Below are 12109 nucleotides of genomic sequence, written 5' to 3'. Positions count from 1 at the left end.
TTTTTAATTTGGATCAGGTGATAGGGGCTGGTCCTAGCCGTTTGCGGATAAACGATCTGCACCGAGTGCAAGCCTTTCCAACAGCTCAGACAGCAATGTTTTGTCATCCTCGCTCAGTCCGCTGACAGCACGATCAATTTTGTGTGCATAGCCTGGGTAGATTTCATCCATGGTACGCTGGCCTTCCTCGGTCAGTTCTACAAAAATGATGCGTCTGTCCTGTGGACAGTGTTTGCGATGCAAAAGTCCTTTTTGCTCCAGCTTGTCAATGACATAAGTGACATTCCCGCTTTGCAGCAGAAGCTGTGCACCGACTTGTTGAATGGGCTGTGCTCCTTTCATATATAACACTTCGAGCACCCCGTAAGCGGTGGGGTTGAAGCCATGCACTTTGCTTCCGGATACAGCGTGTTCATTCACGCTCTTAAATGTCTGGGCCAAGGTGCGGTACAGATGAAGAGAACGTTCGGTTCCGATTTCCTGTAATTCCAGCATGCTGATCCCGCCTTTTCAGATTAGTTTGAAATTGATAATGAACTGACAGTTGACGATTCAGAGGGTCGCCATGTTTTTATTGTAAGCGTCTGTTTGTGTGAAAAACATGCGATATGTCACAAGATTTGCATTTTTAGCAATTAAAATTTAATCATTTTTTGTCTATATAAATTGAACGATTGAATATTTACACTTGTCACTGCGCTGACAGAACAACCTTCCGATCGCTGTTATCCCCAGATTTTTTGAATTCCCTTTTTAAAGGGCAAAATCCGGGGATAAAGGCGAACGTTGCGCTTATTCAGGTTATTTCTGTCCTCTCCGTTCTCGTGTAAATGTTTAGTTCAATAAGTTCTGGAAAAATCATCCTGAAGACACCGCTTCTTCTCCGTCTCTGGCAGGAGGTGGGGGCACAGCCTGCCCTTTATAATGAATTCATATCATGATTGGGTTGAGGGCGGAGGAGAAGAATGATGATAAGTGGAGTAACAATGCAGGAACGAAGACCCCTGAAGCACAATCGGTCCTTCATAACGTTGATGGCTGCGCAGGCCATCTCCAATCTTGGAGACTGGCTGCATCTGCTGGCAATCCTTACACTGGTGGGCATTCGCTGGAATGCCACGCCGTGGGAGATTACGTTTACCACACTGTGTGCAGCATTGCCTGTCTTGCTTACGGGTCCATTTGCAGGGGCGCTGGCGGACCGGGTTAATCGGAAGTGGCTGATGATCGTTGCTGATGGTGCGCGAATTGTGATCGTTGGCGGGCTTATTTTTGCCGACCAACTCTGGCATGTGTATGTATTACTTATTCTCAAGTCTTTGTTCGATGTGGTGTTCTCACCGGCCAAGAACGGCAAGCTGAAGGAGATTGTACCGCAGGAGCAATTGGGGCAGGCGATGTCCATCAGCTCGGTGATTGAACAGATGTCCAAAATTGTTGGTCCGGCCCTTGGCGGGCTGTTGGTTGCCGCTTTTGGGATCACCTGGTGTTTTGCATTGGATTCCGCGTCCTTTCTGATCTCCGGCATTATTTTGCTATGGATTCCTGGAGCCCGGGTGATCCAATCTGCAAATCAGAACGTATTACAGGTAAAGGAAGAGACAGCAGGTACTGCTCAAGCAGGTAAAAAAGCTACGTTTTTGAAAGATACAATGGAGGGCATCCGTATGCTCGCATCTCTGCCTCAGGTGGGAACCTCTCTAGTCCTGCTTGCCTCAGCTCTGCTGTTTCTGCAATTTGCGGATTCACAGACGGTAGTCTTATTTCGACAGCTTCCCGGTATTTCGAGTGATCTGCTCGGATGGTGCGTGGCGGCCAGCGGTGTGGGTACGTTAATTGCCGCGATGAGTGTTCAGAAGTGGAAAAAGGCAGGGCATGTCATCAAGATGGGGCTTGGAACATCATTGATGGGTCTTGTCATTGGTGCAGTAGGAATGATCGTAGGAGTATGGCCGCATGCCGGGCTTGGCGCCAATTTGCTGCTGATATCGTTATTTGCCTTGGCAGGTGTAGGTGTTGGATTTGCCATTGTTCCGTTCCAAATTCTACTTCAGGAACAAACCCCTGAATCCATGACGGGGCGTGTGTTTGGAACAGTTGGCAGCATCATGACGGCCAGTAACATCATGGGTCCGGTGGTAGGCGGATTTCTGGTGACCTCGTTCGGAGTTATTCCGGCTTTTGTCTGTTCAGGCATTTTGCTGACGTTGCTGGGTGTGCTGTATGTAGTGATTCGCAGGCAAACAAAGAAGGACATGGATGGGAGTCTTGCAGCAAATTCATGATTACAGGTTAGTGAAATAAGTTTGCAAGTACTCTGATTCCTGTGGTAGGAGATGGGGAAATTATTGGCAGGATTTTCATTAAAATTTAAACTTTTTGAATGAAAAACTTTTGAGTAAACGTGCCGTGGAGCGCTGAATCTGAGTCTGAACGTAAATGCAGATGCAGAAAGCGAAACTTCAACTGTGGTGGAGTCAACTCGGTAATATGAGATTTTCACTGTAATATAAAGAAGCAGGGGCCCCGGACCCCTGCTTTTTTACGTTTTACTGGAACACGCAACAAGGATACTTTAAATTTCGAATTTATATAGAGTTGATTAAGTGTTAGTATAATTGTTATAACAGTTGAATAATATAATTAAGGAGGGATATTGAATGAATAGGGTGACAGAGATGGAACGAAAAGTAACTAAATTTGGTAATAGTTTGGGCCTGACCATGACAGATGCTTTAAAGAAACTTGGACTTGAGCAGGGAGATATGGTTCACATCGAGGTAGACCAGTCCAACGGAGAAATTGTTATTAAAAAGTCGACAAAAGTTAATTTACCGAATGGAATCAGCAGTGATTTTATGGATACACTCTCTGATGTTATGGATGAATATGACCAAGCTTTGAAAGGTCTTAAAGACAGATGAACCAAATCCGATATTTGACTGTCCAAGAAGTTATAGCTATCAACGTAGCCATGATAAAACGTTACAGTCCGGGGAGCAGATCGGGGTAAAGGATTCTGGTCTGCTTGAATCTGCTGTACTGCGACCCAGGTCCTCCGCTTTTTCTAATGATGCGTATTCAACAATATATGAAAAAGCGGCAGCCTTGTTTGAGTCCTTGGGGCAAAATCATCCTTTCCATAACGCTAACAAAAGGACTGCTTTTACTGCATTAGTTATCTTTCTGCGTTACAACAATCTGCATCTCAAAATGGAACAATCTTTGGCTGAGGACTTTACCGTTGATATGGTGAATCACAAATATACTTTTGAAGATGTAGTCTTGACTATCCGTACATACTGCTTTTCCAAAAACGAAGAAAAGAAACAATAGGTCATTCCTTACTATGATTTATTGTTTTCTTTAATTTCCTATCTAAATCCAATTTATAATCTATATAAATTGAACTAAACATTTACACGAGAACGGAGAGGACAGAAATAACCTGAAGAAGCGGAGCGTTCGCCTTTATCCCCGGATTTTCCCCTTTGAAAAAGGGAATTCAAAAAAATCTGGGGATAACAGCGATCGGAAGGTTGTTCTGGCATCGGAGTGGTAAGAGTAAAATATCTTTGTTCCATTTAATATAGAATACAAAAGCTCAAAATGATCAAACAATTCCTCACGAACTCGATTACAATAACAATAAAGAACGGAACAAGCACCTGACAGGACAGGGAGTGAATGATATGGAAAGCGAAAACAAAGATATACCCGCACAGGAGTCCATATTGGACGTACATATTACGGAAGCAGGATATGATGCAGGCCAATCCACGATAAGAAACATCCGATTACACGTGGCTCATGGAGAATTGGTAGGCATTATCGGACCGAATGGGGCTGGCAAAAGCACGACCATCAAAACATTGCTTGGCCTGCTTGAGCATGCAAAATATGAAGTAACCATTGGAGGAGACGGTCGCTATGCCTATATCCCGGAGCAGCCTGTTTTTTACGAATATATGACCCTGTGGGAACATCTCGACCTGGCCGCGGCCGCCTATGAGATGGAGGAAGATGTCTTTGTTGCCAGGGCGGAGGAACTGCTGGTTCGTTTCGGTATGGACCACGTTCGCAATGATCTTCCGGCCAGTTTCTCCAAGGGCATGCGGCAGAAAATGATGCTGATGATCGGCTTCTTGTCCTCGCCGGATGTATATATTGTGGACGAGCCTTTTATCGGACTGGATCCGCGAGCAACCAAGGATTTTCTGAAATTGCTGGACGATGAGCGCCGCCGTGGTGCAGGTGTACTTATGTCAACGCATGTACTGGATACCGCTGAGCGAATCTGTGATCGTTTTATTCTCATCCATGCCGGGCAATCCGCTGCTGAAGGAACGCTGGATGAAATCCGTGCAGCCGCAGATTTGCCGGAAGCCTCATTATTCGATTGTTTTGACACACTGACATCCTAAGCGGGAAGGGGAGAAGAGATGCAGACCTTTCAAACATACACACCACTTGGTTTATATAAACGCAGGCGCAAGGAGCACTTCAATGAACAGTTGAAAAACCTGAAACTGGTAGTAGATTGGACGGTATGGGTATATCTGCTTGTTCCGGGTCTGTTGTATCTTAGCGGATGGTATATGAGCTTGTGGTCCAAACCGCTTCCCTCATGGGCGACCGGATTATCACTGCCTACACTGACAGGACTAATCGACATTGTTATGCTCACAGGCGGAATTATTATATTTGTGGAAGAAGCGGATGTGTTATTCCTGAAGTCGAGGTCACTGTGGATGCGCACCTTGATGAGACAGGGGATCTACCGGGCTTGTATACAGCATCTGGGCAAAATGATTGCAATTACCGCGTTGACCGCACCACTATGGTCCCGTGTGTATGACATGTCAATTATCCATATCGCGCTTATATCGATTTGGTTTGGCGCAGTGGCTTCATTTCAGGTAATTGTGCTCCATATGACAAAAGTACGGTATACCGGCTGGAGACGCTGGATTCGCATGATTCCACTCGCAATTGCAATGGGCATTATCACGATTGGGGCAACGTTTTGGATGCATGGGCAGATCTGGACACTGCTTGCAGGCATCGTGGCCGCAATCCTTCTACTAATAATGGTTGGCCGAATGAGGCTGGAGATGAAAGGGACCTTTGAGGGCGATGTGAGAGAGGATTTACGGGAAAGACTGAAGCTTACAGCACTTATACTAAGTCGCTCCATCACCAAGCCCAAAGCGCCGCGCACTCGGACCGTGATATTCCGCAAGCCGCGCAAGCTGCTGCGTCATCGATCCATCTCTAATCGGACAGCTGAGACGGCATTCAAGGCATTCTTTCGTAACTCATCGACCATGAAACTGTATTTGCAGCTTGGTGGCCTGTCCATCGCTGCCGTTGCTTTGCCCCCTTTTCCGGTCAATGTGATTGTGTGTGGATTATTAATTATTATGCTGAGCGTGCTCTTTTATCGTTCATGGGATGTATTTGCAACCTCCGACTATGTTCAGCTCGTATCCTACGATGCCGAGGCGTTGAATCAAGCTGCGACGACCATGGTCCGAATGTTATTCGTTCCGATCGGGATTCTAATGGGATATTCACTGGGGGCAGCCTGGCTGGGTTGGCTCGAAGGTATCGTTACAGCTGCGGCTGCTGTGGCATTTGGACTGTTCGTCCTGTCTGTAACAGGCTGGATTCGTTACATCCGATCTGCTTAAATGATATTCTTCCTTGTGCAGTAGCATATCCGATGAAATAACTGACCATGCTAGAGGAGACGAATCTTAACATTTTAGAAGATAAGAGATCAGCTCTCGCAAGGAGGAAAAATTATGATGGATGATAGTGAACTTCAGGTGCACTTCGCAGATCATGCAGCGCTGCTCGCTGCGCAAGCAACTTTGGAGGAACTGGGGTATAAACCATATCAGTCAGGACCGCTCGAATTGTATATTCCTACAGATCGTCAGGATACGCAGTCTGCTGTGGAAATCGTACAGTCTCACGGAGGAAGTGCCGTGTTTCTTTCCGAAACCGATGGATTGGATCAGTTTCAGAATATATCTATTCCAGCTCATCTCGTGAATGAAGATTGGCATGAAGGTTATGCGAGTGGAAGCCAAGGGAGCAATCCTGAACAGGGGATGCATAACCGGGATGATGATCCGACCTTCGATGATTCAGTCGATGGATTCTCGGGCAGTGTGAAGGCGTAAAGACATATGGGTGATGCCGCTGTTTGTCTTAGTATGTAAACGTGTTTGTAACAAGGATTTTGAATGGGCATATATCATATAGAAACCTCGATACCCCACGATAGTGGGATTTCGAGGTTTTTTTAATACTCTTATTGACCTTAGCTGATGTGGAACGTGAATCCGTCCATCAACATCGTAGGTTCATGTTATGAGCGATTGTTTTTATATTCTGCAGCATGCATACCCGCCGTATACCCCGTAGAGAAGGCAGCGGTAATATTGTAGCCTCCCGTGTAGCCATGAATATCCAGGACTTCACCGCAAAAGAATAGCCCCGGCAGCAGCTTGGATTCCATTGTTTTTGGGTATATCTCCTTTAAGTGAATTCCCCCGCCAGTTACAAAGGCCTCCTTGAGAGAACGTGTACCGTCTGCGCGGAAGGTAAAAGCCTTCATCAACCCCACTAACGTAGTTAACATACCTTTGGGAAAATGGTGGAATGTGAGGTCTTCGCTGATCTCTGCACGCTTCATCATCAATGGAATCATGCGTTCAGGAACCCATGTTTTGAGTATGTTTTTGACAGCCTTTCGGGATTCCTGCTCCAGCACCTGCTGAACCTGGGCTTCCAAAGCGCCGGCAGACAGATCCGGGAACAGATCAATACTCATCGTGACCTGTGGTTGTCCGGATTTCATCTGCACTTTGCGAATAAACTGGCTGCAACGAAGCGCAATCGGCCCGGATAGGCCAAAATGGGTGAAGATCATATCTCCGCGATGGGAGATAACCGATTTGCCTTTGGCATCCAGAACAGATAACCCCACATTCCGCAAGGACAAGCCTTGCAATTCTTTGGATTGAATCCAGCTTTCACCAGACACAATTGGCACTTCCGTCGGATATAGCTCCGTAATCGTATGGCCAGCCGCTTCAGCCCAAGGATAGCCATCCCCGGTTGAGCCGGTTTGGGGACCGATTTGCCCCCGGTAGCGATAATAACAGAGCGTCCAAGCACGGTTGTACCAGATGCCAGCTTCACGCCCTGCACGTGTTGACCGTTCTGAATCAATTCCTTAACCGGCTGTTTGGTGCGAATCTCAACCCCAAGGGAAATGATCTTGCCTACCAACGCATCTACCACCGTTTTGGCTTTATCGGTTACCGGGAACATTCTCCCGTTATCCTCCTCTTTCAGGGCAATACCCAGATTTTCAAAAAAACGCATAATTCCCTGATTGTCCAGATTCTGAAATGAACTATATAAAAAGCGTCCATTGCCCGGAATATGCCGGATCAGTTCATCCGTCTCCTTGGCATTGGTCACATTGCAGCGACCGCCACCAGAGATCCCGAGTTTGCGGCCGAGTTGATCTCCTTTATCCAGCAGAAGCACGGAGGCTCCATGCTCGGCAGCAGCAACACAGGCCATAAGGCCCGCAGATCCACCACCAATTACAATGACATCATACATGCGTTATTACCCTCTTTTTTCATTGATTTTGTCTGATTTCCGAAAAAGCTGTCTACTCCTGCCTGTTTATGAAACAATACAAATGTATTAGCAGTTCTATTATGCAGTCTTAAGGGATATATTGTAATATACTGTCGCCTATGTTTTAATCAGAAATACATAAGGGAATGTGCAGGCAGAGGAGGGAGATGGCATTGTGGTTGCGTTGAAGGACATTCTTTTACAAATACTGCTTGCAGGAGCTGCGGTATTCCTGATTCCATTATTGCACTTGGGGCTCTCCAAGCAAACGGTCGCCAAGGCAGGATATCACAGGATGATACTGACCAGTTTTGCCGCGACCAGTGTGGTGAGCATGTTACTGTGTCTGCTTTTTGCTCTCTATGGAAGCCCAGTATCCGTTCCCATCTCCTTGGGCATTGTGCCCCTGACGCTCGTCATATTGTATTGCAGGCCCCGCGTAGGCCTAACGCTGTCTCTTCTCCAGATACTCTTCTATTTTCTCTTTGCGCATCCCTATAATTTGTACGGATTTCTATTTCAAACGGGCATTCTTCTCTATCCTATTGTATGGTTGTCAGCCAAACGATTCAAGCATTATACACGTTCACGCAAAATGGGAACAGTTATCGCCTTGATAACGGCAGAGCTGGTTGTGGACAGTCTGCTATATATCCTATCCATTGAAACAACATTCTCAATAGTACATGGGCTATTGCCAACTCTGGGATACACGATCGGTGCAATCCTCGCCGGAAGTCTTAGTATGCTCTGGATTGAACAGATGCAGCATCACAGGGGGCTGGAGCAGCATTTGTCCGAAGTTCATCATCGATACATAGCCGAAACGGAAAAGCTTAACCAAATTCTGAATGCTGTTCCTTTATCCATAGCTACCGTAGATAGGGAGGGGACCGTGCAGTTCGTGAATGATACCATGGAGCAAACGGCGAGGGATCAACTGCCCTGCACAACAACACCTGATTTGATTGGGCAACCCGCTAGCCAGTTTGTCGAACAAGCTCAGGCAGACAAGATGGAGAACAGTATTCGCAAAGCCATTGTTCATGGAGAAGTGAGTGGGCTGACAGTGCGTTATGGCTCAAACGTGTTCCAGTCCCGGACGGTTCCTATTTACGCATTATCCCCAGAACCAAGAGAGGCTATAGGAGCCATGTTGATCATTCAGGACATTACTGAGCTTGAAATGCTGCGAAGCGAGCTCGATAATGTGGATCGACTCAGTCTTGTCGGACAAATGGCCGCAAGTATTACCCATGAGGTAAGAAATCCAATGGCGGTTGTACGTGGTTTTCTTCAATTAATGCAGGAAAAGAGCCCGGAATCCCTGGATCACTATTACCGGATCGTGCTGGAAGAGCTTGATCGGGCAAACAGCATTATTAATGATTTTCTATCATTGGCGCAGAATAGAATTGCCGAGAAGAAGAATCTCAGCTGCATGATATCATTCATGAACTAAGTCCTTTGTTATGGGCGGATGCAAATTTGCGAGGTCAGAGTATTGAATTTATGCTGGCTCACGATGTGCCCAAGCTACATCTGAATTCAAAGGAAATCAAACAAGTGGTACTTAATCTGGCTCGCAACGGGATGGAAGCCATGAATGAAAAAGGCGTGCTTACACTGGAGACCCGGTTGGTGGATGACACGGTGGAGCTGTGTGTACGAGATACAGGCCCGGGTATACCCAGAGTGAAAAAGGAGAAGCTGTTCGAACCTTTTTTTACGACCAAAGCCAAAGGAACCGGACTGGGATTATCCATGTGTCTAAGCATTGTTGAACGACATAACGGAACCATTACCGTCGAATCGGAGGAAGGTCAGGGTACAACGTTCAAGGTTGCATTCCAACGCTGAACTTCAAGCATGTTTTGCCAAGGATTGAGACATAATATTGTAGAAGAAGCCTTTCCGCAGGCGGTCTTTGAACCTTGCTTTCATTGATTAGCGATGTATAATAGGAATAGCACAAAAGCATTTAATTTTTTAAATAATAGAACCTACATGTTTAAGGAGTGAAACCGAAATGTCTATGTCATTTGATCAATACATGAAAGATATGGTTCAACCGATGCGGGATGATTTGACTCGTTTGGGAATTCAGGAGCTGCGTACGCCAGAAGAGGTTGAAGCAAGTTTGCCGGATGCCAAAGGAACCGCTCTGGTTGTTATTAACTCGGTCTGCGGATGTGCCGCAGGTCAATGCCGTCCAGGTGTATCCCAAGCACTTCAGCATGATATTACACCAGACCACCTGTACACGGTATTTGCCGGTCAGGATAAGGAAGCTACAGCAAAAGCACGTGAATACTTTGCACCGTATCCTCCATCTTCACCTTCCATCGCTTTGATGAAAGACGGAGAACTCGTTCATTTTATTGAGCGTCATCAAGTGGAAGACCGTTCTGCAGAGGAAATCGCGGCTGAGCTCACAAGTGTGTTTGACCGTTACTGCCGTTAATTAGCTCAAGCAAACGCCCCGCCTTTCGGATGACCGATGCCGGGGCGTTTCATTTTGAGCGAATAAGGTTATTGAACCATTCGGACCTTTCAAAATGGACATCAAATTTCATTAATTTAGAAACGGGGTGTGTGAACGATGAGTTTGCAACAACAGATCATCGCTGAATTGAAGGTTAAACCAAGCATTAATGAAGAAGAGGAAGTGCGCAAGCGCGTTGACTTTCTCAAAACGTATGTGAAAAATGCCGGTTCCAAAGGATTGCTCATCGCGATCAGTGGCGGGATTGACAGCGCTGTAGCTACGGCGCTTTGCAAAAAAGCAACGGACGAGCTTACAGCAGAGGAGAACAAGGAATACAAAACACTGGGTGTATTCCAGCCTTACGGTGAGCAGTCGGACATTGACCATAGCTATGCTGTGGCAAAAGCCTATGACCTGAAGCATGTTGTGGAAACAAACATCGAAGATGCAGTTAACGAGATTGCACTCGAAGTGGAGCAAGGTTTCAAATCCATGGGGAGCCCGCGTCACATGACTCACCAAGGCAAAGGGAACGTGAAAGCGAGAACCCGTATGGTGATGCAATATGCTCTCTCCTTTGAGGAAAATCTGTTGGTTGTCGGGACAGACCATGCTTCTGAGGCCATCACTGGTTTCTACACCAAATGGGGCGATGGCGCCGTTGATATTACACCACTGAGCACCCTGAACAAACGTCAGGTGCGTCAGCTGGCTGCGTATTTGAACGTGCCACAGGCCATTTTGGACAAGGCTCCATCAGCAGGACTCTGGGAAGGCCAGACCGATGAAGATGAACTGGGCATTTCGTATGAAGCGAACAGTGACTATCTGGAGGGCAAACAGATCGATCCGGCTGCACAGGAGCGTCTTGAAGCATTTTACAAGCGTACACATCACAAACGTAATGCCATTCCTGGCATCTAATATGGATGGCAAGCATACCATGATATGGACAATGCAAGCATCTAAACAGCAAAGAGTCACTGCATAAGGCAGCGACTCTTTTGTTATGCAGGAACTACTTACTCCAGGCCTCGATCTGGCGAAGGGTTTCGGTGATCGCCTGCTCAAGCTGTGGAGTCGATTCTTTGAATGGATGTACCGTATTAAACGTGTGGTTTCCTCCAGGGATCTGGTACCACGGGACATCCGGACGAGCCTGAACCAGTGCGGCCGAGCCGTCACGCAGCCGTTGGCCATCCTCTGTTCCTTGAATAAGTGCTACACGTAGAGGTGAGGCAGACAAACGATCAATGATGGCATAGCGGTCCTTGTGCTTGTCCAAATCCTCCAGAATGGATACATCCAGTGGCATCTGCTGGCCTGTTCGGCCGTTCGTGACATGGCTGCGGCCAAAGGTACGCATTTCCTCTTTTTGCTCCGGTGTAAAAAGATCCAGGTTAGTTACGCCGTTCCAGGATAGAACGCCCGCAATCTGCTCGGGATGATCCAGCGCGTACACGAGGCATACGCCTGCACCGCGGCTATGTCCAATCAGAATTACCGGCAGTTCGTTAAGCTCTGGCTGTGTGGACACATAGTCTAGCAGCGTTGCCAGGTCGGCAAGCTCCCGGCTGTACGTATTGACTGCAAACTTTTCAAGTTCAGAAAATTGCTCCAGATCTTCTCCAACGCCGTTGTGAGAGAAATTGAAGGTCAGGACGTGATGATTCTCGCTTAGCTGGGATGCAGCGTAGGGGAACATGCCCCAGTCTTTGAAGCCTTTGTAACCGTGAGCCAGGATCATGATTCCTTGAGCGGGTTGCCGCGCAGTGAATATATTTCCGCGAATGACGGCATCCCCGCCAGCAGGCAGTTCAAATGCTGTGGACATATCTTATTCCTCCTCAATTTTCATACTATTCCCGATTCATATTTTAACATAAATGGTAATGTGGACGAAGGTACTCGCATCCGTACGCCCCTCCTGCTACAATAGAATACGTGTTCGGA

The 12109-nt window shown here is 46.9% G+C and carries 11 protein-coding genes and 2 pseudogenes; 10 read left to right on the top strand and 3 right to left on the bottom strand.

What is annotated here, in order from left to right; translation table 11 throughout:
- Positions 1–33: 33 nt before the first annotated feature.
- Positions 34–495 carry a MarR family winged helix-turn-helix transcriptional regulator gene (locus tag ACTWJ7_RS32095; RefSeq protein ID WP_024632985.1) on the bottom strand — a complete coding sequence of 154 codons (462 nt, stop codon included), beginning with the start codon at positions 493–495 and terminating at the stop codon, positions 34–36.
- Positions 496–965: 470 nt separating this feature from the next.
- Between ACTWJ7_RS32095 and ACTWJ7_RS32090 the strand changes: the two genes are divergently transcribed.
- The 6 genes and pseudogenes from ACTWJ7_RS32090 to ACTWJ7_RS32065 all read left to right on the top strand — a co-directional run bounded on the left by ACTWJ7_RS32090 (position 966) and on the right by ACTWJ7_RS32065 (position 6191).
- A complete protein-coding gene (locus ACTWJ7_RS32090) occupies positions 966–2285 on the top strand; it encodes an MFS transporter (protein WP_301882394.1) in 1320 nt (439 codons plus the stop codon).
- 375 nt (positions 2286–2660) lie between these two features.
- Positions 2661–2924, top strand: a complete 264-nt coding sequence (locus ACTWJ7_RS32085) for an AbrB/MazE/SpoVT family DNA-binding domain-containing protein (RefSeq protein WP_079348863.1) — start codon at positions 2661–2663, stop codon at positions 2922–2924.
- Positions 2921–3336, top strand: a pseudogene (locus tag ACTWJ7_RS32080) (type II toxin-antitoxin system death-on-curing family toxin). Before ACTWJ7_RS32085 ends, ACTWJ7_RS32080 begins: the two are co-directional and overlap by 4 nt.
- Positions 3337–3692: 356 nt before the next feature.
- The gene (locus tag ACTWJ7_RS32075) at positions 3693–4424 is read left to right on the top strand and encodes an ABC transporter ATP-binding protein (RefSeq protein ID WP_079348865.1); all 732 of its coding nucleotides are present in this window, start codon (positions 3693–3695) and stop codon (positions 4422–4424) included.
- 18 nt (positions 4425–4442) lie between these two features.
- A complete protein-coding gene (locus ACTWJ7_RS32070) occupies positions 4443–5693 on the top strand; it encodes an ABC transporter permease (RefSeq protein ID WP_301882390.1) in 1251 nt (416 codons plus the stop codon).
- A 114-nt stretch (positions 5694–5807) separates the two neighbouring features.
- The gene (locus tag ACTWJ7_RS32065; RefSeq protein ID WP_079348867.1) at positions 5808–6191 is read left to right on the top strand and encodes a hypothetical protein; all 384 of its coding nucleotides are present in this window, start codon (positions 5808–5810) and stop codon (positions 6189–6191) included.
- Positions 6192–6379: 188 nt separating this feature from the next.
- Here ACTWJ7_RS32065 and ACTWJ7_RS32060 read toward each other — a convergent pair.
- Positions 6380–7647 (bottom strand): annotated as a pseudogene (locus tag ACTWJ7_RS32060) (NAD(P)/FAD-dependent oxidoreductase).
- Between the two features lie 196 nt (positions 7648–7843).
- On the opposite strand from ACTWJ7_RS32060, the gene ACTWJ7_RS32055 reads away from it, so the two are divergent.
- From ACTWJ7_RS32055 to nadE, 4 genes are all read left to right on the top strand, one after another.
- Entirely contained in the window at positions 7844–9130 is a 1287-nt protein-coding gene (locus tag ACTWJ7_RS32055; protein WP_443146243.1) for a histidine kinase dimerization/phospho-acceptor domain-containing protein, read from the top strand.
- A 26-nt stretch (positions 9131–9156) separates the two neighbouring features.
- On the top strand, positions 9157–9528 hold the full coding sequence (locus ACTWJ7_RS32050) for an ATP-binding protein (protein WP_443146242.1): 372 nt from the start codon (positions 9157–9159) through the stop codon (positions 9526–9528).
- Between the two features lie 169 nt (positions 9529–9697).
- Positions 9698–10132, top strand: a complete 435-nt coding sequence (locus tag ACTWJ7_RS32045) for a BrxA/BrxB family bacilliredoxin (RefSeq protein ID WP_053779648.1) — start codon at positions 9698–9700, stop codon at positions 10130–10132.
- A gap of 138 nt (positions 10133–10270) precedes the next feature.
- Positions 10271–11080 (top strand): ammonia-dependent NAD(+) synthetase, encoded by an 810-nt coding sequence (gene nadE, locus ACTWJ7_RS32040; RefSeq protein ID WP_024632991.1) that lies wholly within the window; start codon positions 10271–10273, stop codon positions 11078–11080.
- Positions 11081–11174: 94 nt separating this feature from the next.
- On the opposite strand, the gene ACTWJ7_RS32035 is transcribed toward nadE, so the two are convergent.
- Positions 11175–11990, bottom strand: a complete 816-nt coding sequence (locus tag ACTWJ7_RS32035) for an alpha/beta hydrolase family protein (RefSeq protein WP_301882386.1) — start codon at positions 11988–11990, stop codon at positions 11175–11177.
- Positions 11991–12109 lie beyond the last annotated feature (119 nt).

The sequence above is a fragment of the Paenibacillus sp. 1A_MP2 genome, from assembly GCF_052244825.1.
GTDB lineage: Bacteria > Bacillota > Bacilli > Paenibacillales > Paenibacillaceae > Paenibacillus > Paenibacillus vandeheii.
This window is presented reverse-complemented; position numbering and strand designations above follow the sequence as displayed.